20 protein-coding genes are annotated in these 20,810 nt (G+C 49.6%); 6 read left to right on the plus strand and 14 right to left on the minus strand.

Annotated elements, in window-relative coordinates; translation table 11 throughout:
* Window positions 1–2 precede the first annotated feature (2 nt).
* Entirely contained in the window at window positions 3–632 is a 630-nt protein-coding gene (gene petA, locus AC4PME_RS06710) for a ubiquinol-cytochrome c reductase iron-sulfur subunit (protein ID WP_119500168.1), read from the minus strand.
* 491 nt (window positions 633–1,123) lie between these two features.
* On the opposite strand from petA, the gene AC4PME_RS06715 reads away from it, so the two are divergent.
* The gene (locus AC4PME_RS06715) at window positions 1,124–2,563 is read left to right on the plus strand and encodes an amidohydrolase (RefSeq protein WP_119500167.1); all 1,440 of its coding nucleotides are present in this window, start codon (window positions 1,124–1,126) and stop codon (window positions 2,561–2,563) included.
* 130 nt (window positions 2,564–2,693) lie between these two features.
* Here the strand turns inward: AC4PME_RS06715 and rpsI are convergent, their stop codons facing one another.
* Both rpsI and rplM read right to left on the minus strand, forming a co-directional pair.
* Complete coding sequence (rpsI, locus tag AC4PME_RS06720; RefSeq protein WP_119500166.1) at window positions 2,694–3,086, minus strand: 30S ribosomal protein S9; 393 nt, start codon at window positions 3,084–3,086, stop codon at window positions 2,694–2,696.
* Window positions 3,087–3,098: 12 nt separating this feature from the next.
* Window positions 3,099–3,527, minus strand: coding sequence for a 50S ribosomal protein L13 (gene rplM / locus AC4PME_RS06725; RefSeq protein ID WP_014948329.1), 429 nt, complete (start codon window positions 3,525–3,527; stop codon window positions 3,099–3,101).
* A gap of 334 nt (window positions 3,528–3,861) precedes the next feature.
* Here rplM and AC4PME_RS06730 point away from each other — a divergent pair, with 334 nt between their 5' ends.
* Window positions 3,862–4,725 (plus strand): type 2 periplasmic-binding domain-containing protein, encoded by an 864-nt coding sequence (locus AC4PME_RS06730; protein WP_119500165.1) that lies wholly within the window; start codon window positions 3,862–3,864, stop codon window positions 4,723–4,725.
* On the opposite strand, the gene AC4PME_RS06735 is transcribed toward AC4PME_RS06730, so the two are convergent.
* From AC4PME_RS06735 to AC4PME_RS06775, 9 genes are all read right to left on the minus strand, one after another.
* A complete protein-coding gene (locus AC4PME_RS06735) occupies window positions 4,688–5,140 on the minus strand; it encodes a MazG nucleotide pyrophosphohydrolase domain-containing protein (RefSeq protein ID WP_119500164.1) in 453 nt (150 codons plus the stop codon). The genes AC4PME_RS06730 and AC4PME_RS06735 overlap by 38 nt on opposite strands.
* On the minus strand, window positions 5,118–7,301 hold the full coding sequence (relA, locus tag AC4PME_RS06740) for a GTP diphosphokinase (RefSeq protein ID WP_119500163.1): 2,184 nt from the start codon (window positions 7,299–7,301) through the stop codon (window positions 5,118–5,120). The genes AC4PME_RS06735 and relA overlap by 23 nt, the downstream gene beginning before the upstream one ends.
* 15 nt (window positions 7,302–7,316) lie before the next feature.
* Window positions 7,317–8,651 (minus strand): 23S rRNA (uracil(1939)-C(5))-methyltransferase RlmD, encoded by a 1,335-nt coding sequence (gene rlmD, locus AC4PME_RS06745; RefSeq protein ID WP_119500162.1) that lies wholly within the window; start codon window positions 8,649–8,651, stop codon window positions 7,317–7,319.
* A 2-nt stretch (window positions 8,652–8,653) separates the two neighbouring features.
* The gene (acpS, locus tag AC4PME_RS06750; RefSeq protein WP_491045163.1) at window positions 8,654–9,031 is read right to left on the minus strand and encodes a holo-ACP synthase; all 378 of its coding nucleotides are present in this window, start codon (window positions 9,029–9,031) and stop codon (window positions 8,654–8,656) included.
* A gap of 2 nt (window positions 9,032–9,033) precedes the next feature.
* Complete coding sequence (gene pdxJ, locus AC4PME_RS06755) at window positions 9,034–9,777, minus strand: pyridoxine 5'-phosphate synthase (RefSeq protein WP_119500160.1); 744 nt, start codon at window positions 9,775–9,777, stop codon at window positions 9,034–9,036.
* An 84-nt stretch (window positions 9,778–9,861) separates the two neighbouring features.
* On the minus strand, window positions 9,862–10,557 hold the full coding sequence (gene recO, locus AC4PME_RS06760) for a DNA repair protein RecO (RefSeq protein ID WP_491045162.1): 696 nt from the start codon (window positions 10,555–10,557) through the stop codon (window positions 9,862–9,864).
* A gap of 7 nt (window positions 10,558–10,564) precedes the next feature.
* Window positions 10,565–10,837, minus strand: a complete 273-nt coding sequence (locus AC4PME_RS06765) for a hypothetical protein (RefSeq protein WP_119500158.1) — start codon at window positions 10,835–10,837, stop codon at window positions 10,565–10,567.
* Entirely contained in the window at window positions 10,830–12,560 is a 1,731-nt protein-coding gene (recJ, locus tag AC4PME_RS06770) for a single-stranded-DNA-specific exonuclease RecJ (RefSeq protein ID WP_119500157.1), read from the minus strand. Before recJ ends, AC4PME_RS06765 begins: the two co-directional genes overlap by 8 nt.
* 1 nt (window position 12,561) lies before the next feature.
* Window positions 12,562–13,347: a DsbC family protein gene (locus AC4PME_RS06775; RefSeq protein WP_119500156.1), complete on the minus strand. Its 786-nt coding sequence runs from the start codon at window positions 13,345–13,347 to the stop codon at window positions 12,562–12,564.
* Between the two features lie 293 nt (window positions 13,348–13,640).
* Between AC4PME_RS06775 and AC4PME_RS06780 the strand changes: the two genes are divergently transcribed.
* Both AC4PME_RS06780 and AC4PME_RS06785 read left to right on the plus strand, forming a co-directional pair.
* The gene (locus AC4PME_RS06780) at window positions 13,641–13,928 is read left to right on the plus strand and encodes a helix-turn-helix domain-containing protein (RefSeq protein WP_119500155.1); all 288 of its coding nucleotides are present in this window, start codon (window positions 13,641–13,643) and stop codon (window positions 13,926–13,928) included.
* Window positions 13,918–15,135 carry a type II toxin-antitoxin system HipA family toxin gene (locus AC4PME_RS06785; protein WP_491045161.1) on the plus strand — a complete coding sequence of 406 codons (1,218 nt, stop codon included), beginning with the start codon at window positions 13,918–13,920 and terminating at the stop codon, window positions 15,133–15,135. The genes AC4PME_RS06780 and AC4PME_RS06785 overlap by 11 nt, the downstream gene beginning before the upstream one ends.
* Here the strand turns inward: AC4PME_RS06785 and xerD are convergent.
* Entirely contained in the window at window positions 15,120–16,034 is a 915-nt protein-coding gene (gene xerD, locus AC4PME_RS06790; protein WP_491045160.1) for a site-specific tyrosine recombinase XerD, read from the minus strand. The two genes, AC4PME_RS06785 and xerD, sit on opposite strands and share 16 nt — an antisense overlap.
* Window positions 16,035–16,040: 6 nt before the next feature.
* Window positions 16,041–16,886: a co-chaperone DjlA gene (djlA, locus tag AC4PME_RS06795; protein ID WP_119500152.1), complete on the minus strand. Its 846-nt coding sequence runs from the start codon at window positions 16,884–16,886 to the stop codon at window positions 16,041–16,043.
* A 332-nt stretch (window positions 16,887–17,218) separates the two neighbouring features.
* On the opposite strand from djlA, the gene AC4PME_RS06800 reads away from it, so the two are divergent.
* Window positions 17,219–19,462, plus strand: coding sequence for an LPS-assembly protein LptD (locus AC4PME_RS06800; RefSeq protein ID WP_491045159.1), 2,244 nt, complete (start codon window positions 17,219–17,221; stop codon window positions 19,460–19,462).
* Window positions 19,463–19,520: 58 nt separating this feature from the next.
* Window positions 19,521–20,801, plus strand: a complete 1,281-nt coding sequence (surA, locus tag AC4PME_RS06805; RefSeq protein ID WP_119500150.1) for a peptidylprolyl isomerase SurA — start codon at window positions 19,521–19,523, stop codon at window positions 20,799–20,801.
* Window positions 20,802–20,810: the final 9 nt, after the last annotated feature.

Consider the following 20,810-nt stretch of genomic DNA (forward strand, 5'->3'; position numbering starts at 1 on the left):
AATTAAACTGCCTCCGCTTCTGAACCGATGATAACGGTGGTGTCGTTAACATACTGATAAGGCGGAACCACCAGGTTAAGTGGTGCAGGTACGCCCTGAAATACACGGCCGGCCATATCAAATTTGGAACCGTGACAAGGACAGAAAAATCCGCTGGGTACACCCTCTACGGCTTCTTCGAAGGCACCGTCTTTCAAGTATTGCGGAGAACAGCCAAGGTGAGTACAAATACCTACCAGAATGAGGTATTCCTCTTTCAGAGAACGGTAGCGGTTTTTAGCAAATGCAGGTTGCTGCTCTGTTTCAGACTCAGGATCGCGAAGACTGTCTTCGTGAGTGGCCAGTTCTTCCAGCACTTCCGGGGTACGGCGTACAATCCAGACCGGTTTGCTTCGCCACATAACACGAATTAACTGACCCGGCTCAATCGCACTGATGTCCACTTCAACATCTGCGCCGGCGGCTTTGGCTTTCGCACTCGGGTTCCAGGAAGTAACAAAAGGTACCGCTGCACCTGCAACACCAACAGCACCAACCACCGAAGTTGCTACCGTTAAAAAACGGCGGCGGGTGTTGTCCGGTTGGCTTCCGTTGAGTGCAGAGTCTTTTGCATCTACTGATACGTTACTCATCCACAATTCTCCAGATTTGGATTTTGATACCGGAGCAACTTTTTAACATTAAAGTTACGTACCGGTATCAGTCGGCCTGTCTTGATTTGCACTGTCAGCGCCCGTCTGTTGTGAGCGTCACGATGCTTTATAATTATTTCGACCAAAGATGATAAGTGAAAAGCCCTTATTGTTACAAGGTTTTATCAACGATTAAAAAACGATAACCTGCGCTTAATCAAAGACCTTTTAAAAATTTAATGATTCCTGTCCTGTTATTATCATTGTAGTGACATGATGTATGGTGAATGTCACACAATGATGAAACCCGAACGTATTGCCGTTCAATTTCAATAATAAGCCGGAACCGGAGTCAAATCTTCAGCCGGACTTCAGTATAGTCTATCAGTTCCGGAAAACCGTTTTTCCGGCGGGAATTTAATAATAATTAAACCTCCGCCCCGAAATTCACAATTAACCGGTTAATTAAAGCAAGGAGCGTCACTAATATCATGAGAACACTCAGTAAAATTCTCTGGGTCACCCTGCCCTTTTGCACACACTTCACTTTTGCTGCGCAAGATGACGCAACGTTTGTTAAGAACGCCATTGCTGATCATCAATCTCAAATGGAGAACATTTCAGACTCATTGTGGAACTGGGCCGAAGTTGGCTATAAAGAAACACAAAGCTCAGCATTAATGCAGACTGTCCTCCGTGAACATGGCTTTAACGTTGAAGCCGGCGTGGCAGGTATGCCCACCGCTTTCGTAGCCACCTGGGGTGGCGATGGTCCGGTCATCGGCATGCTGGCAGAGATGGATGCTCTGCCCGGTTTGTCCCAGCAGGCGATTCCTGATAAAAAACCACAGAGCGGCATGCACAACGGTCATGCCTGCGGCCACCACCTGTTTGCCGGTGGTTCAGTGGGTGCTGCGCTGGTTGTGAAGGACTGGCTGGAAGCCACCGGTACCGCTGGCCAAATCCGGGTATATGGTACGCCGGCGGAAGAAGGTGGTTCCGGAAAGGTGTATATGGCACGTGAAGGTTTGTTTGATGATGTAGATGTGGCACTTCACTGGCATCCGGGAGACGGAAACTCTGCCGAAGCTTCTTCCACTCTTGCCAACAAGAGTGCAAAGTTCCGCTTCCGTGGTATTGCGGCTCACGCTGCGGCTGCGCCGGAACGGGGTCGTTCCGCGCTGGATGCAGTAGAAGCAATGAACATGATGGTAAACATGATGCGTGAACATGTACCTGACCGCACCCGCATCCACTACGTGATCACCAACGGTGGTGCCGCTCCGAACATCGTGCCCGATTTTGCTGAAGTTTATTATTACGTACGCTCCCCCGAACCTGAAGTGGTACTGTCTTTATGGAAACGTCTGGAAAAAATAGCAGAAGCCGCAGCACTGGGAACGGAAACAGAAATGGAAGAGGAAGTTGTTGGCGGCACCTGGAACATTCTGCCTAATCTGACGCTGGCCCGCCAGATGGATAACAGCATGCACGCATTCGGCGGGATCAGTTACAGCGCTGAAGAAGAAAACTTCGCTGATAAAATTCGTCCGTCACTGGGTAAACCGGCCATGAAAGCGAAAGGCCAGCAAAGTGAGGTTGCGAAGTTTTCAGAGGATATCCCTGTCTGGTCTGCATCAACAGATGTGGGTGATGTGAGCTGGCAGGTACCTACAGCCGGATTGCGTGCAGCAACCTGGGTTCCGGGTACACCACCCCACAGCTGGCAGGCGGTTGCTGCCGGTGGCATGTCCATCGGTAAGAAAGGTATGACGCTTGCGGCCAGCACACTGGCTCTCACTGCGATAAAATTATTCGAACAACCTGCAGTTATTGAAGAAGCAAAAGCAGAATTTGACCGTCGTGCATCAGAAGTGGAATATGAAGCTCTGCTGGGAGATCGAAAGCCGGCGCTGAATTACCGCGATTAGCGCGACTAATCAGAGTCTTTCCGGTGTTTCAGCGTGCAGCAGAAACACCGGACAAACTTATCAGTAAATAAAATACAGGCATAAAAAAACCCGGTCGATGACCGGGTTTTTGATAACAGTAGTAAGCGAATTAACGCTTGGAGAACTGTGGCTTCTTACGTGCTTTGTGCAGACCAACTTTCTTACGTTCAACGCGACGAGCGTCACGAGTAACAAAGCCAGCTTTGCGCAGTGCAGGACGTAACGCTTCATCATACTCCATCAGAGCACGAGTCAAACCGTGACGAATTGCACCAGCCTGACCGTTTGAACCGCCACCTTTTACAGTAACGTAAACGTCAAACTTCTCAGTCATTTCTACCAGCTCAAGAGGCTGACGAACAACCATGCACTCAGTCTCACGACCAAAGTACGTATCCAGCGCGCGTTGGTTAACTACGATGCTGCCTGTACCCGGACGCAGGAACACACGAGCAGTAGAACTTTTGCGGCGGCCTGTGCCGTAGTATTGAGTATCTGCCATGTTAATAGCTCCTTAAATGTCCAAAACTTGTGGTTGCTGTGCGGTGTGCTTGTGCTCTGCACCTGCGTAAACTTTCATTTTACGGAACATTGCGCGACCTAGAGGGCCTTTTGGCAACATGCCTTTAACTGCTTTTTCAATAACCATTTCTGGCTTGTGAGCAATTAGTTTTTCAAAGTTTGTCTCTTTAAGACCACCTGGGTAACCAGAGTGCGCATAGTACATTTTGTCTTGCGCTTTACGGCCTGTTACCGCAACTTTCTCAGCATTGATTACTACGATGTAATCACCAGTGTCCACGTGAGGTGTGTACTCTGGCTTGTGCTTACCACGAAGGCGTAGTGCGATTTCAGAAGCCAAACGGCCTAGAGTTTTGTCTGTGGCGTCTACCACATACCAGTCACGTTGTACCGTTTCTGGCTTAGCAACAAAAGTTTTCATTTTCAAATTCACCCGAATAATATCGTCGTTACTGATTTCTGAACACCAGAAATCACCTTAAAATCAACACAATGACCCCTTCGAGCCGGCTGATTCTTCCACCTTCCCAAAGGTGGGCGTAACTGGGCAGGGCGCGAATTATACAGGATTTGAATAAAAAGCGAACCCCTGACGGGAAATTTCTGACAATTAAATAAAAAACTGGCATCGCTTAATTATTAAGCTAGAGTAAATAGTGTTTACGCACACATCCGGCACACAACAAACTTTGCTTATAAAAACACGATATGTCAGACAGAGGCTGCTTCTATGCATCACTTTACTGTGCTCTTTCATGTGCAGCGCCCCCGTGTTGTCTCAAACTTATACCTTTACCCAATCCTTCGCCGGTCCGACCTACGGCGTGTACAATATTGATGTGATGCGCGCGGCACTGCGCGTCACTGAAGATGACTACGGTGCTGTCACCCTTGAGAGACATCCCTTCCCCATGCCGCAGGGACGACAAATTCTCACGCTGCTTCGGGGTGAAAGCGACATCATGTGGAGTGTGACCACTGATGAACTCGAACAACAATTACTGCCGGTAAGGTTCCCTTTACTGCAAGGGTTAGGTGGTCACCGCATTTTCGTGATCAATAAAAATAAGCAAAATGCCTTTGGCCCGGGGCAGACCCTTGATGGTATTAAGTTGATGACATCGGTTCAGGGGAGTGACTGGCCGGACACTAAAATTTTGCAGTATCACAATTTTACAGTTGCCAGTATCAGCTGGAGTGACTGGTACACTACTATGTACCGCAGTCTCGAAGAGGGGATCATCGATTATTTTCCCCGTAATGTGGTGGAGGTATACAGAGATTTGTCCTATCACAACAGCGATAAGCTGACTATTGAGCAGAATCATCTGATCATTTACCCCAGCTACGAATACTTTTTTGTCGCCCCTCACGCGCCCGAATTACAGCAAAGATTGCAGGACGGGCTGACAAGGCTGTTGAAATCCGGAGAACTGGCGAAAATATTTAACCGCTATCCTGAGCACCGCAAAGCATGGGACATGGTCAAAAAGGGGAAGCGGGTTGTGCATCTGCTGGAATCAAACGTGCTGTCTTACTCATTTGAAAATCCCGACTGGATTGAAGCACCTTATGCGTTACTTAACGAGATTTCTGCTTTGCAAGCTCAGCCGCTTTAGCTTTTACCCAGAAGGATTCTAAAGACGGTAAGTCGTAACCGGCTAGTGCCCGGCCTTCTTCATTGGCCAGCGCAACCACATGTTCGAACCTGTAGCGGAATTTTTCACTGGCTTCACGCAGCGCCTGATCGGCATCAATATCCATATGGCGGGCTAAATTGACGATGGCGAACAAAGCATCGCCAATTTCTTCCTGAAGCCGGCCTTTGTCCACCGGGCTTGCATCCAGTTCCTGCTGAACTTCATCGACTTCTTCTTTTATTTTATCCAGCACCGGCTGTGTTTCGTGCCAGTCAAAGCCCACGTCACGACAGCGCTGCTGCAAGGCCTGCGCATATTTGAGCGCAGGCAATGCGGGATCGGTGGCTTCGAAGAACGCCTCAGCGTTACCGTTAACCGGTTTTACGTTTGACATCAACTACACCTTTTAACTGCAACAGCCGGGTCATCACTTTTGATAAGACCTGACGGTCCGGCACTTCTACCGAAATAGAAATCATCGCCGTCTGGCGGGTTTTATCACTCAGACTGTTAACGCCAAGCAGCGCCACACTCTCGTTTGCCAGTACAGTAGTGATATCTCTGAGCAGACCGGTCCGGTCTGAACAGAAAATGTCGATACCGGTTTCAAAGCCCACGTTTAACTGTGTCGACCAGCTGACTTCGATTTGTCTTTCAGGATGCTGTTCTAACAAATGCTGCAACTGATCGCAGTTTTCTTTATGCACACTGACACCCCGCCCCTGCGTGATATAACCCATAATGGATTCACCGGGTACAGGCTTACAGCAGTTCGCCAGCTGACTCATCAGGTGACCAACCCCTTCAATGACTACCGTATCCTGCTTGCCTTTAGAGCCGGCATTCTTACGGGTCTTCACCTTCGGACTGATTTCCGGCTCTTCTGCCGGCTCCGGCTCCAGCAGGTGCTGAATATGATTCACCACCGTCATCACACGGATATCACCCACACCGATGGCAGCGTAGAGATCGTCCACGTGCTGAAGATTGTACTTCTCACACGCTTCGGCAGGTACTTTCACCGGCAAGTGGGCACGGGATAATTCCCGTTCCAGCATTTCCTTTCCGGCCAGCAGGTTTTTCTCTTTATCCTGCTTTTTAAAGAAAGAGTGGATAGTCGCTCTGGCTCTGGATGAATGCACATAGCCGAGCCCCGGATGCATCCAGTCACGGCTCGGGTTAAGCTCTTTACCGGTATGAATTTCTACCTGGTCACCGCTTTGCAACTGGTAGGTAAATGGCACAATACGCCCGTTTACTTTAGCACCAATACACCGGTGACCGACGTTACTGTGAATGTAATAGGCAAAATCCAGCGGCGTCGCACCCTGTGGCAGGTCGACTACATCCCCTTTCGGGGTAAACACATACACACGGTCGTCGAATACCTGACTACGTAATTCTTCGACCAGATCGCCGCTCTCCGCCACTTCTTCCTGCCAGGCAAGAATGCGGCGTAGCCAGTTAATGCGCTCATCGTAACCGGATGCCTTTCCGGTAGACCCTTCTTTATATTTCCAGTGGGCTGCCACACCCAGTTCTGCATCCTGATGCATTTGCTGAGTGCGGATTTGAATTTCAACAGGTTTGCCTTCGGGCCCCACAATAACCGTGTGGATAGACTGGTATCCATTCGGTTTTGGTGTGGCGATGTAGTCGTCAAACTCTTTGGGAATATGTTTGTAGTTTGCGTGTACGGTACCCAATGCGGCATAACAATCCTGCAACCGTTCAGCAATGATGCGTACCGCACGAATATCAAAAAGCTGCTCAAAAGTAAGATGCTTTTTCTGCATCTTTTTCCAGATACTGTAGATATGCTTAGGGCGGCCGTAGACTTCCGCTTTAATATGCTCGTTATCCACCAACGCCTGCAAATCAGACACGACATTCTGAATGTAGGTTGCCCGCTCTTTGCGCTTACCATCCAGCTGTTGAGCAATATCTTTATAGGTTTTCGGATGCAGGTAGCGGAAAGCCAGGTCTTCCAGTTCCCACTTTAACTGACCGATACCCAGACGGTTTGCCAGCGGCGCATAAATCGTCGCGCACTCTCTGGCCACCAGCACCCGGGTCTCTTCGTCGGCTTTTTTAACCTGTTGCAGTGCACAAATCCGTTCAGCCATCTTAATTACCACGGCGCGGACATCTTCCACCATGGCAAGTAACATCCGGCGGATGCTGTCGATATGCTGTTCGTCAGGAACAGACAGGGAAGATTCATTCCGGCGACGGCTATGCAGGGTTTTGATAGCGTCCATGCGGCGGACACCATTGATCAGATCGCTGATCTCCTCACCAAACTCCGCCAGCACGTCAGTATCGGTGAGATTGTGCTTTTCACAATACGGATACACCAGTGCCGCCTGAAGCGTGGCATCATCCATGTTCAGCTGATGCAGAATTTCTACCATTTCCTGCCCGACCAGCAAACGGTCAGGCATATGGGACACTGCTTTTAATTTTTCTTTTGTAGTATCACTTAGCGATAGACTATTTAACCAGGCTTCAAATGACGGTCTGTCAGGCTCGTGTACTTTTCGTGTTGATACCATAAAACATCAACTCGCTTATGCTTTGTTCTTGTGGTCCGTTAATAACATCATGACTTCCAGATGTCGGGTCTGGGGAAACATTTCAATGAGCCCCACGCGCTCGATTGCATACCCGGACGCCAGAAGGCACTGCGCATCTCTTGTCAGAGTACCCGGATTGCAAGAAACATACAAAATTGATTTTACCCGTTGTCGTGTCAGGGTTTCACAAACGGCATACGCGCCTTCCCGCGAGGGATCCAGCAACAGTTTATCAAAACCGCCGCTCAGAGCCTGAGCTACCGCCTGTTCATCAGACAAATCCAGATGCAACCAGTTCACATTGTCTACGCCCTGTTTTGACGCATTTTCTTTAGCCCGCTGCACCATTTCAGCCACGCCTTCAACGGCCTGCACCTGTGCTCCCCGTTTTGCCAGCGACAGGGAAAAATTCCCCAGACCACTGAACCAGTCAGCAATTTTTTCACCGGGCTGCGGATTCAACCATTCCATGGCCTGCGCCACCATCTTAGCGTTAACCGGCCCGTTTACCTGAACAAAATCATCTGCCGCCGGAGACAAACTCAATCCGGGCTCTGTGGTGCAATACAGCTCCGCTTCTTTATGCAATGTAAGCGTGCCTTCCTGTCCTTCCACGGTCATGTTTACTTTGTGCTCAACGGCAAATGCTATCAGTGCATCGCCGAATGCCGGGGACATGGGTTTGGTCAGCCGCACAGAAACAGCATTCACATTATCGCCGGCAAGTAAGGTGACATGGCCCACATGTTTACGGGCAGAATGACCCGATAGCAGTGCTTTTAAAGGCGCAATCAACGCGGATAATCCGGGTTGCAGTACAGGACACTGGTCAACATCCACCACCTGCTTACCCTGCTCTTCCCGGTAACCTAACTTAAACTGTTTGTCATTCCGTGCGTCTGTGGCAAGCCGGGCCTTCCGGCGATAACCGCGACGTTCTCCGGTAACCGCTGCGGTCCAGGGAATGTGATCTAAACCAAACTGTAATTTCCACCAGCTATCCAGCGCTTCCTGACGATATGTCAGTGCCGCATCGGCATCTGCATGTTGCAACTGGCAACCGCCACAACGATCAGCGAGGTCGCAAAAGGGTGTTACCCGATGAGGACTGGACGTGAGGATTTTTTTTACCGACGCTCTTGCGAAGCGCTTTTGTTGTTGTGTAACCAGCACATCAACTTTTTCGCCAGGCAGCGCACCATCAACAAACAGTACCGGTTTGCTGTCGTTACACACACCTTGTCCGGTCATGTCCCAACGTTGAACGGTGACGGTTTTACCGGTTTGTGTTTTTTTCGACGACTTTGCCGGCTTATAGAAACTGACCATAATTAAGATTCTAAAATAACAGTAGCAGTAGCGTAATGCTGCTCATCAGAAATGGAGACATGACTGCGAACAACGCCCTTTTCTTCGCAGCGTTTAGCAAATTCATCACTAAAGGTCAGAAAAGGGGCGCCGGACTCATTATTACCAACACAAATATGATGCCAGCTGATCCCCCGGCCAATCCCCGTGCCCAATGCTTTTACCGCTGCTTCTTTCACCGCGAACCGCTTAGCCAGATATCTTGCCGGTTCAGGGCTGGCTCCGAAGATAACCATTTCCTGCTCAGTCAGTACACGACTGGCTAACCGCGCTGAACGGGACAGAGCGTCTTCTATACGGGCAATTTCGACAATGTCCGTGCCCATTCCCACAATGGCCATGTTCAGCCTGCTTTTCCTGCACGGGCTTCCTGCATCAGCGCACGCATATCAGCGACGGCTTTTGCCAGACCATCAAACGCCGCACGGGCAATAATGGCGTGACCGATATTCAGCTCAATGATTTCAGGAATGGCGGCGACAGGCTTCACGTTATGGTAGTGCAGGCCGTGACCGGCGTTAACTTTCAGGCCTTTTTTAGCGGCATAGTGAATACCTTTTTTAAGCCGTGCCAGTTCCACTTCCTGTTCACGCTCATTTTTTGCTTCAGCATACTGACCGGTGTGAATTTCGATATAAGGCGCACCACATTCAATGGCCGCATCAATTTGCTTCTCGTCTGCATCAATAAACAGGGAAACCTGAATACCCGCTTCACCCAGCACGGTACAAGCGTTTTTCACTGCCTCAAAATTACCGGCGACATCCAGGCCACCTTCTGTGGTCAGCTCTTCACGCTTTTCCGGCACCAGACAGCAAAAAGCAGGCTGTGTTTTCAACGCTATCTGCAGCATTTCGTCTGTCACTGCCATTTCCAGATTCAGACGGGTGTTGATCGTTTGTGCCAGTAAATCCACGTCACGATCTTTAATATGACGGCGATCTTCCCGTAAATGCACAGTGATCCCATCTGCGCCTGCCCGCTCGGCCACATCAGCGGCATGAACAGGATCGGGATAATTCGTACCCCGCGCGTTTCGCAGCGTGGCAATATGGTCAATGTTAACGCCCAGTAAGATGTCGTTCATGGATAGATAACCCTGGCAATAAAGTGTGAAGATTGTAGCAAAGAAGTTCCCCGCTGACTCAGGAAAATAGGCGTCAGCCACCGCTTAAGCGCGAAATAATTCTCTGCTTTTTAACGGTTTACCGCCCAGCAATTGATGCAGTGCCTGGCGGTTGATCAGTTTCGCAGCCCGTCGCGACAACGCAGTCCATTCACCGTGTCCTAATTCGATAAGCGCCGTTCCCGGCAACCGGTGTTTATGTCCTGGCTGATGACAGGCCACGAACCCTTGTTCCGGCGAATACAAATACCAGCCATCAGGTTCAATGGCTTCACCGCTCAGCCCGTCAGTAAACCAGTCCGCGAGCATACCCATTTCTTCTAACAGAGAAAACTCAAACTCACGTAATGTTTTTTCAATATCAGGTTGAACGATAAGGGAATTCAGGGCGTGCTCATATTGGGCATACACCGTATCACTGGCCAGGCCCGCCGGCATGACACGGTTAAGTATTTCATTTAAATACATGGCACAAAACAAATCGTTCCCTGCCAGCATAGGCACCGGCCCGTCACTTTCAATTTGTCTGAGGTTTTTAAGATCGGTTTTTCCGCTGAGCTGGATGCGCACTTTACGGAAGGGTTGCAACAAGCTTTTGCGCTCATTCTTGCTGCTTCTCACGCCTTTCGCTACCGCGCTGACCTTACCCGTTTGCAAGGAAAAGAAATCAACAATATAGGACGTTTCCCGGTACGGACGGCGGTGGAGCACATAAGCATCTGACCACTCTGGCTGACTCATCTGGGGGTTAACTCCGCTTGATCCGGACCACTTTCATTGTTTCAAAAGGGATACCCGCCACTTCCTCCTGCTGACGGTAATAGGTCAGGTTGACCCTGGCCCCTTTGAGTGACTGATACTGTTGTTTACGCCGGAAAATGAAGGGCACGTCCACGCCTTCGAGCATCAACGTATGACGCACCCACTCGCCTTCTTCACGCTGAACGTGAGAGACGACTTTACAGTTTTCACTGTGGGTCAGCGCCTGATGCTTCTCTGTGAGTGTCTTACCGTCATTCACCGGGCACGATCTCTTCAATAAGCAGTTGAACTGATTCCCGTCCCCGGAAGGTGTTTATATCGAGCTGATACACCACCTGTGCGCGCAGGATACCGGCATTTGGCCAAACTGTGGTGTCTACACCAAACGCAATGCCGTCTACTTCTTCACCATTGGCCTTACGGAATACCAGCTTAAGATGATTTTTGTTTTCCCCTACCATGCGCTGATCAACAATATCCAGCACACCGTCAAATTTAGGGGCATCAAAGCCCTGACCGAACGGGCCGGCCTGACGCAGGGCATGGGCCAGGCTTAAATCTATTTCGTCAGCAGCCAGCTCACCATCAGACAGTATTTTTCTTTCGCAATCAATATTCGCCAGATGACGCAGGGTTACATGATGAAACGCCTTTTCAAACTGAGCCAGCGCATCTGTTGCCAGGCTTAAACCCGCCGCCATAGCATGGCCGCCAAACTTGTCGATCACACCCGGCCAGCCGGTATTCACTTCATCCAGAATATCACGGATATGCAAACCGGGAATGGAGCGCGCAGAGCCTTTAATGGTGTTGTCATCCTGGTTGGCAAATACAATAACCGGCCGGTGATGCTTTTCTTTTAAGCGCCCTGCCACAATGCCAATGACGCCCTGATGGAAATGGGGCTGGTACATCACCAGTGCAGGAGGCAGGTCCTCGCCCACAGAAACAGAAGCCAGTGCCGCTTCCGCCTCTTCTTTCATTTCGGTTTCTATGGCCCGCCGTTGTAAATTCAGACGGTCAAGCTCTGCTGCCATATGGCGTGCCTGCAACGGGTCATCGCAGAGTAAACACTCTATTCCCAGCGCCATGTCGTCCAGCCGTCCGGCTGCGTTTAGCCTGGGCCCGATAACAAATCCCAGATCGGTACTGGTGAGGTAAGCCAGCGGCTTATTGCGGTTAGCAATTTCGAAAAGAGCCTGAATGCCCGGCCGGCAATGTCCGCTGCGAATGCGTTGCAGGCCCTGATACACCAGAACACGGTTATTCTTATCCAGCGCAACAACATCGGCAACGGTGCCTACGGCAACGATATCCAGAAGCGTTGCCAGGTTAGGCGCCTGCTTGCCTTCAAACCAGCCTTGTTGCTGTAACGCTGCCCGTAAAGACAGCATCAGATAAAAGGCTACGCCAACGCCGGCCAGGTTCTTTGAAGGAAATTCACAGCCCGGCTGGTTGGGATTCACAATCGCATCGGCATCAGGCAGCGTGTTTCCGGGCAAATGGTGGTCTGTCACGATAACGGTGAGCCCCAACTCTTTCGCCCTCTTCACACCGGCAAGGCAGGCAATACCGTTATCAACGGTAAGTAAGATATCGGTGCCCTGCTCATACGCGACATCGACAATCTGCTCACTGAGGCCGTAGCCGAAATCAAACCGGTTAGGCACAAGATAGTTTACCTGCCGCAAGCCTAACTGGCGCAGCGCCAGTATACAAACAGCGGTGGAAGTTGCACCGTCGGCATCGAAGTCACCGATAATGGTGACCCGCTTTTGCGTTTTGATAGCATCAACCAGGCAAGCCGACGCAGCGTTGATACCTTTAAGCAGGTTGAAATGGGAGAGTTGCTTTACGGCGTTATCCAGCTCGTCAATGTTCCGGATAGCGCGGCCGCGGTACACCCTGTCAAGTACAGGGTGCAGATGTGTACTCAAACGGGAGTCAGAGCAAAGCTCCCGTCTCACAATGGGTAACGACATATTATTCAGTTTGTGCGATTTCTTGGATCAGGACGTCTGCAGGCTTATAACCCGGCAACATGGTTCCGTTGTCGAAAATGATGGCAGGAGTACCACGGATCCCCAGTTTACGGCCGGCAACAAATTGTTCGGCGACAGTATTATCGCAATCTTCTTTTGCAAAGGTCGGGTTAGCAATTGATTTCGCGCGGGTCAATGCTTCCTGAGGATTCTTTGCACACCAGATAGAAACCATATTTTCATAGTTTTCTGTACCCAGTCCGGCACGGGGCCACGCAAGATAACGTACAGTAATACCGGCCTCATTTAACTCATCTACTTCTCGGTGTAACTTCTTACAATAGCCGCAGGTGTAGTCGGTAAAGACCGTCATCACATGCTTTTCGTTTTCAGCTTTAAATTCGATGCCCTGATCAGCGAACGGTGCAATGGCATCAAGACGAACCTGACCCAGCGCCACTTCGGTAAGATCTTTCATGCCCGCGTTCACATCGTACATGTGACCGAACATCATATAATCTGCATTTTCTGTTACATAAAACACCTGATTCGCCGCAGTCACTTCCAGCAAACCGTCAACAGGAGAATTAGCAATAGCTTCAGGTTCAACACCCACTATGCTTTTTACTTTATCGTTGACCGCCTGCTCTGCACTGCTGTTTACAGTCGCCGCAGGCTGACTTGCCGCCTTTCCGGTGGATTCAGATGATGCATCAGATTCTGCCGAGCACCCTGTTGAAAGCACAATACCTAACGCAACCATCACGGCATAACGAATATTCTTCACAAAAACTCCCGGAACGCAGGCCAGTCGCCCGCATGTGTAAATACGTAAATAGATTCTTATGCAATACTATCACAATCTCACCCCGGCAAAAGTTATCTGAAAGTCCGTGATCATTCTTTCACCGCAGAAAGGGAGCGGTGTGAAGGAAGCTACATCCGGTTAAGGTCGTGTCAGGTGCCCGCTCATGCATTAAATTATAATCATTAGACAGTTTACGTTTGCCTTTTTAAACATTGAATCAGGTAATGGATGCACTATAATGCAAACAAAATCCACCTTATGCTTATTAAACCATGCAAAAATCCAATTTATTCCTGCACAGCATTGGCAAACTTGTACAAAGCAGGAGGTCTGAATCCATGGACCAACAGGAACTGGCTGTAAGGTGCGGCGTAGGCAGAAACACAATCTCAAATATTGAGAATGGCAGAAATGTCAGTGTATCAAGCTTGCTCATGGTGCTGGAGCAACTGGAATTAATCGATGACTTTCAGGTGGTGATTGACGAAAAATTGAATGAAAACAATGCCGCTTTAGTAAGAAAATCAAGGAAGTACACGGAGCTGGACAATGACTTCTAAAGCGTATGTGTTTGTTGACGGACTTGAAAGTAAACCCGTTATATGCGGAATTGTTGAACTGGATACCAGTTCTGCAAGCGGGCGTTTTCGCTATGGCAAATCCTGGCTCTCTCGCGATGATGCCTTTCCCTTAGATCCTGTTAACTTACCGCTCTCAGAGAGTGAATTCAGCAGTTCCGTTAATCATGGTCTGTTTGGCGCACTGGCAGATGCAGGCGCAGACTCCTGGGGTGAGAAAGTCATCCTTTCTATTCACAGTACAGTACCGAAAAATAAACTGGAATTTCTTCTGGCCGGATCTGGCATGGGAGTAGGCTCACTGGTTTTCAGTCTGTCAAAGACAGGCTCCAAACATAAGGTAAATAAAAACCATCTTGGCAAACTGCCTATGTTGTTGAGAACAAAAGACGCCATACTCGCCGACGAAGAAATCAGTACTGAAGCCAAAAAAGCGTTCGAATATGGCGTAAGTATGGGCGGCGCGCGACCAAAAACCGTGGTTTCTGATGACAGAAAGCTCTATCTGGCGAAATTTAACCGGCCCGATGACCGCATAAACATTGTAAGAGTGGAAAATGCCAGCATGAAAATGTTGGCGGAGTTGCCGGTGCGGGTTGCCTCCACCAGTGTCGTCAATACCGGCTCCGGTGATGTCCTGCTCGTTGAGCGGTTTGATGTGAAAAATGGCGTACCCGTATGCCATTTTCTCAGCGCAAACTCTCTGTTTCACACGGGGAAAGTGAGTGATTCCTCACTGAGAAATCAATACACCTATGGACAACTGGCTGAGTTTCTCAGGAAGCACAGCGCAAACCCTTACGATGCGCACGAACTGTATTACCGGATGGTTTTCAATATATTGACAGGCAATACTGATGACCATACGCGTAATCACGCGATTCTCTACGAATTTGAAACCCGCCAGTGGCGCTTGTCTCCAGCCTATGATGTTCTGCCCGTCAATAACAGCTTATTACACGGTATGGGTATCGGTGACCAGGGCAGACGTGGCAATATCGATAACGCACTGAGCCAGTCCCGCCGCTTTGGCCTGAAAACATTTAAAGCGCGCCGTATTATTGAGGAAGTAATTGAACTTGTATCGGAATGGCCGGCATACATGACTGAAAATGGTGTCAGTGACGCAGATATAATCAGACTCCGTTCCATGATACCTGCACAAGCAAACCTTCATCCCCTCGGGTGATGGGTATGAATGAGGTTTTGCAGCCGCTCGGTGGCAACATGGGTGTAAATTTGTGTGGTAGAGAGATCACTGTGACCAAGTAACATTTGCACTACCCGCAGATCAGCCCCGTGGTTTAAGAGATGTGTGGCAAATGCGTGGCGCAACGTGTGCGGCGATAAATGTTGTGTGATACCGGCAACAGAGGCGTAGTGCTTAATGCGGTGCCAGAACGTCTGCCTGGTCATCTGCACGCCCCGCAGGCTGAGAAAAAGTACATCTGTCTGGTGTTTTACCAGTTCAGGTCTGGCGGTTTTACAGTAGGTTTCTATCCAGTCGACAGCGTCCTCTCCCAGCGGCACAAGACGGTCTTTATTGCCTTTACCGGTCACCCTGACAACACCTTGCTGAATACTCACCTGATCCAGCCGTAAGCCAATGAGTTCACTGACCCGCAACCCTGTAGCGTAAAGCACTTCCAGCATACATTTGTCACGGCACTCTACCGGCTCTTCAGGGTTTGGCGCATTGAGCAAATCATCCACCTGAGCTTCACTTAATGACGAAGGCAATTTTTTCGGCAACTTCGGATTAGCAAGCTGAGTCACCGGGTTATCGGTACGTACCTGCTTTCCGATAAGGTAAATATAGAACGCCCGCATGGCAGACATGGCCCGCTGGGTACTGCGGGCAGACAGGCCGGCCTCATGACGGTACTGTAACCAGGCCTGCACTGATTCAGTGTACAGCAGGCTGATATCGTCTATCTTTTCCTTCGCCTGACAGAACAGAGCCAGTTTTGATAAGTCTGTGCGGTAGCTCTGCTGGGTATGTTCACTCAACCCTTTCTCTAACCAGAGCATATCGGTGAACTCGTCAATTAACGCTCGGTTTTTGTCGCTCAGTACCTCTTTTGCCATGCCGGATCAGAACCCGCGCTTTTCTTTGATAAGTTCATAGGCAGCCTGAATATCCTGCGCTTTGGCCTTGGCAATATCCAGTGCCTGTTGCGGTAAGCCTTTTGATACCAGTTTGTCCGGATGATGCTCAGACATGCGCTTGCGATAAGCACGTTTTATGGTTTTCTCATCATCTGACGCGGTTACACCGAGGATACTGTAAGCATCATCCAGCGACTGGGTATCAGAATATGACTGCGCCCGTTGCTGATGACCGTGCTGACCACCCTGCCCGCCGCGCTGACGGAATCGAATTTCCGCTTCATAAGCAGAAATCAGAAAATCCAGATCTTTACGCTTGAAATTCAGCGCCATGGCGACTTTTTCCAGCACTTTGTATTCTGGTGTGGACAGCGTGCCGTCAGCAAACGCAGCCTGAATCAGGATTTCCAGAAACATTTGCAGTATGTCCCGGCGGCCATGGCAGGACTCAACCAGGCCTTTAAGTGTATCTGCCAGCGGAAAAGCGGATGATTTACCTTCACGGAATGCCTGCTGGGCTTCACGGCGGGCATCACCGGTCAGCTGCATATCATCCATCAGTACCGTAGCAATTTTTATCTCCCGCTCGGTAACCTGACCATCGGATTTAGCCAGATGACCCAGTGAAGAAAAGAGCGCATGAAAAAATACTGCCTGCTGCTTCATTCCGGACTGGTCAGTAAAGAAACGACCAAATCCGCCTAACTGATTAAAATCCTGACTGTAAGCCTTATCGAAGAAGTGCCCCACGATTAAACCTAAGATCGCTCCCGGTATTTTCAGGAACATAAAACCAAATACAAAGCCGAGGATTTTCCCCCAAAAAGACATACAACCTTTCTCCTGATTGACGTAAAGCAGCTGATGAATACTGTATAGCAATGCTGCCTGACTTGATACTCTGCCCTGACGGCACAGTAAACGGAATTTATGACATTAACGATGAGATATGGCGTCAAACCGTAAAGATCAAAGTCAAAAAACACTGAATTGACAAAAACACTGTAAAACTTTTCAATTTTTTAGCTTTGACGGTTGGCTCAGACACCAGAAGTGCTTAGAATTGCTTACTTTATGGTTCGCTGGCGAAAGCATTAGTGAACCCACGATTCAGGACACCGTCACATATCATTGTGATCACGAAACAGGCCTCCCACAGACGCATGAAAAAAACCTGTGCCTCCTTTCTGCTTGTCGCACTGAGCAGCACCGCCGCGCTGGCGCAAGAATCACGGTCACCGGCCGAAAAAAATGACGATTCGCCCGGGTTTTGCCCTGTGCCACCGGTCAGTTTTTCCAGTAAAAAGCTGATGCCGGCCGGGGAAGTGAAAGTTGAGGCTAACCGTGCTGAAATCATTGAACGGGAAGTTGCCCTGTTTTCCGGCAACGTCGATATCACTTCAGACTCAGCCACTATCCGCGCCGATCAGGCGCAGATCAATAACAATGGCCAGCAATTGTATGCCAAGGGCGATGTTGAATACGCAGATAAGCAATTGCATGTAGCGTCTGACAGCGTGGATGTTGATTCCAAAGATGAAAGCCTGACTATGTCAAACACGGTTTATCATCTTAACGGTTCAAACGGCCACGGCGATGCCAGTACCATTGCGTTAAATACTCAGGATGGCCTTGTTCTGCGTGATGTGAGTTTCACAACCTGTCCGGAAGGTGAAGAAGAGTGGCTGATCCGCGCCTCTGAAATCAGTATCCGCCGGGGTAAAGCCTGGGGTGAAGCTAAGCACACCCGCTTTTATCTGGGCAATGTGCCGGTATTTTATCTGCCTTATTTTGCCTTCCCGATCACAAATCAGCGTCAGACCGGCTTTCTGTTTCCCAAGGTGTCTAACTCCAGTAATACCGGTGTTGATTACGAACAGCCCTTCTACTGGAATATGGCACCGAACTATGACATGACGCTGTCTCCCAGGGTTATGAGTGCCCGTGGCGTGCAGCTGAAAACGGAATTCCGTCATATGTCAGCAGCCAGTTACAGCCAGTTGAATATGGAATATCTGCCACAGGACAATGACATGGCAGAGAATCCGGACCGCTATTTCTATCGCGTATTCCACGAAGGGAACTTCGCAGATAACTGGACCGCCTCAGTGAATGTTAACGGACTGAGCGACGACAACTACATTGTTGATTTAGGCAGTGATTTTTATAACCGTGCCGATACTCACCTGTTCCGGACAGGGTCTGTCAGTTACAGTTCTGATGAAGTGCTTTTCTCGGTGAACGTGAGAGACTTCGAAATTATTGGTGATTACACAGACACCTACCGTGCACTGCCTGAAGCCAAATTGAATTATGTTCATCCACTGGCCCGTTATCTTGAATTCCGCCTGGATTCAGAGCTTGCCTGGTTTGACAATACCTCACCGGATGCGCCAACGGCGATGCGATTCCATGCAGCGCCCACACTGGCAATTCCTTTTCAGCGACAGTGGGGAGAATTTTCCGCAGAAGCCAGCATGCTGAATACATATTATCGCCAGAAAAATATCGAAGGAACCGGACTGGAAGAGAAAGTGAACCGGACGCTGGGACAGGGAAAACTTTACGGCGCATTGTATTTCGAGAATGACGAAAGCTGGTTCAGTAAAGACATGTCGATGACCCTTGAGCCGCGGATCCAGTATCTGTATACCAGTTACGAAGATCAGAAGGGGATCGGATTCTACGACACCACCCTGTGGCTGACTGACGTTGAAGGTCTTTTCCGTGGTCAGGAATTTACCGGTCTTGACCGTATCAGCGACAATAATCAGGTTACCGTGGCGTTAACCAGCCGCCTGCTGGATAAGACTAACCGGGAACAATTCGTACTCAGTGTGGGTCAGATATTCTACCTCGATGAAAACAAAGTCATTGCCGCGACAAAAGAAGGTGACCGTTCAGCACTGGCCGCAGAGCTGGACTGGCGGGTAAATGATGAATGGTTCTTCCATACTGATTTTCAAATCGCCACAGAAACCGATAAAGTAGAGCGCGCAAGCACCACGTTTGAATACAGGGAAAGCAGCAGTAAGCTGATTCAGCTGACGCACCGCTATGTAAGGGAACTCTCCGGCGAAACCATTGACCAAGTAGGACTGTCTGCCGCCTGGCCTTTATCCGACCGCTGGCAACTTGTCGGCCGGACATACCGTGATTCAGACCTGAACCGGAGTGTGGAAAACTACTTCGGCGTGCAGTATGAGTCCTGTTGCTGGGCCATTCAGATTGTTGCCCAGCGTCAGTTAAGTAACCGTTATGCCGCCGACGGTGCGCAATCTGTCGATGAATTCGATTCAGGTATTTCCATGCAATTCATTTTCAAAGGAATGGGTTCAGGAAGCACCGGCAATAATATGTTGTCGAACGGATTATTTGGCTACCGGCAGCCATATAGTTTAAATTAATGCGCCCGGCTGTTAAACGCAGCCGGCAGCAAAGCATAAACCGATAAAAAGAGTGATTATGAAGTTCATTATCCGCGCTATCTGTATCAGTGCCCTGTTTTCATTTATGAGCATGGCGCAACCTGTTTCACTTGACCGCGTAGCGGTTATCGTTGACCAGGGCGTTATTCTGGAAAGTGAAATAGAAGACCTGATTGCAGATGTTAAGCGTAACGCAGAAGCACAGGGACAAGCTTTACCTTCAGACCGTGTTTTACGTACTCAGGCAATTGAACGCCTGATCACCAAAAGTCTGCAAATGCAAATGGCTGAACGTATGGGTGTACAGGTCAGTGATCCCCAACTGGAGCAAACCATCGCCAATATCGCCCAGCAACAGGGCGCGTCGGTAGAAGATTTACGCAACGAACTTCGTCAGCAGGGCATCGCTTACGACGATTACCGTGAAGATGTGCGTGAAGAGCTGATCGTAGGCGAAGTGACCCGTGCTAACGTTCGCCGCCGGGTATACATCACACCTCAGGAAATCAGTGGTCTGGTGAAATTAATGGATCAGCAGGGTGCCGAGCAGGCTGAATATAACCTTGGCCACATTCTGATTGGCCTGCCTTCCAGCCCCACTGACGAAGACGTTGCCAGCGCCCGTGACCGTGCAGACAAAGTTATCGAAATCCTCGAAGGTGGTGCTGACTTCGCCAAAATCGCGATTACTTCATCTTCAGGCTCTAACGCTCTGGAAGGTGGTGATATGGGCTGGCTGAACATTAACTCTATGCCGACCCTGTTTGCCGAAGCGGTTCAGGGTAAAGAGAAAGGAGCACTGGTTGGCCCTATCCGCAGTGGTGCAGGTTTCCATATTCTGAAAGTCATCGATACCCGCGGTATTGAAAAAGTGACCATTGAAGAGGTGAATGCCCGTCACATTCTGATAAAACCGTCTATCATTTTAAGCGACGAAAAAGCCCGTGAGATGCTGGTGAAATTCCGTCAGCAAGTTATCGACGGTGAAGCCGACTTCGGCGAGCTGGCAAAAGAATACTCTGAAGACCCGGGTTCTGCTTTGAAAGGCGGCGAATTGGGCTGGTCAGATCCAAGCATCTACGTACCGGCATTCCGCGAAGCGCTGGCAGGCCTTGAGCCGGGTGAATACAGCCAGCCTGTACGCTCGCAGTTTGGCTGGCACTTAATGCAGCTTCTTGACCGCCGCTTCGACGATGCAACAGAAAAACGCAAAGAAGATAAAGCTTCTCAGTTGTTGTACAACCGTAAATTTAAAGAAGAGTCAGAAGCCTGGTTGCGTGAAATGCGTGATGCTGCTTACATCGAAGTACTGGAATAAAACAGGTTA

The organism is Alteromonas sp., assembly GCF_984505615.1.

What these genes read in the sequence shown, in the direction of transcription:
- petA (WP_119500168.1), bottom strand. Translation starts at nt 632, where the DNA reads ATGAGTAACGTATCAGTAGATGCAAAAGACTCTGCACTCAACGGAAGC.
- AC4PME_RS06715 (WP_119500167.1), top strand. Translation starts at nt 1,124, where the DNA reads ATGAGAACACTCAGTAAAATTCTCTGGGTCACCCTGCCCTTTTGCACA.
- rpsI (WP_119500166.1), bottom strand. Translation starts at nt 3,086, where the DNA reads ATGGCAGATACTCAATACTACGGCACAGGCCGCCGCAAAAGTTCTACT.
- rplM (WP_014948329.1), bottom strand. Translation starts at nt 3,527, where the DNA reads ATGAAAACTTTTGTTGCTAAGCCAGAAACGGTACAACGTGACTGGTAT.
- AC4PME_RS06730 (WP_119500165.1), top strand. Translation starts at nt 3,862, where the DNA reads ATGTGCAGCGCCCCCGTGTTGTCTCAAACTTATACCTTTACCCAATCC.
- AC4PME_RS06735 (WP_119500164.1), bottom strand. Translation starts at nt 5,140, where the DNA reads ATGTCAAACGTAAAACCGGTTAACGGTAACGCTGAGGCGTTCTTCGAA.
- relA (WP_119500163.1), bottom strand. Translation starts at nt 7,301, where the DNA reads ATGGTATCAACACGAAAAGTACACGAGCCTGACAGACCGTCATTTGAA.
- rlmD (WP_119500162.1), bottom strand. Translation starts at nt 8,651, where the DNA reads ATGGTCAGTTTCTATAAGCCGGCAAAGTCGTCGAAAAAAACACAAACC.
- acpS (WP_491045163.1), bottom strand. Translation starts at nt 9,031, where the DNA reads ATGGCCATTGTGGGAATGGGCACGGACATTGTCGAAATTGCCCGTATA.
- pdxJ (WP_119500160.1), bottom strand. Translation starts at nt 9,777, where the DNA reads ATGAACGACATCTTACTGGGCGTTAACATTGACCATATTGCCACGCTG.
- recO (WP_491045162.1), bottom strand. Translation starts at nt 10,557, where the DNA reads ATGAGTCAGCCAGAGTGGTCAGATGCTTATGTGCTCCACCGCCGTCCG.
- recJ (WP_119500157.1), bottom strand. Translation starts at nt 12,560, where the DNA reads ATGTCGTTACCCATTGTGAGACGGGAGCTTTGCTCTGACTCCCGTTTG.
- AC4PME_RS06780 (WP_119500155.1), top strand. Translation starts at nt 13,641, where the DNA reads ATGCAAAAATCCAATTTATTCCTGCACAGCATTGGCAAACTTGTACAA.
- AC4PME_RS06785 (WP_491045161.1), top strand. Translation starts at nt 13,918, where the DNA reads ATGACTTCTAAAGCGTATGTGTTTGTTGACGGACTTGAAAGTAAACCC.
- xerD (WP_491045160.1), bottom strand. Translation starts at nt 16,034, where the DNA reads ATGGCAAAAGAGGTACTGAGCGACAAAAACCGAGCGTTAATTGACGAG.
- djlA (WP_119500152.1), bottom strand. Translation starts at nt 16,886, where the DNA reads ATGTCTTTTTGGGGGAAAATCCTCGGCTTTGTATTTGGTTTTATGTTC.
- AC4PME_RS06800 (WP_491045159.1), top strand. Translation starts at nt 17,219, where the DNA reads ATGAAAAAAACCTGTGCCTCCTTTCTGCTTGTCGCACTGAGCAGCACC.
- surA (WP_119500150.1), top strand. Translation starts at nt 19,521, where the DNA reads ATGAAGTTCATTATCCGCGCTATCTGTATCAGTGCCCTGTTTTCATTT.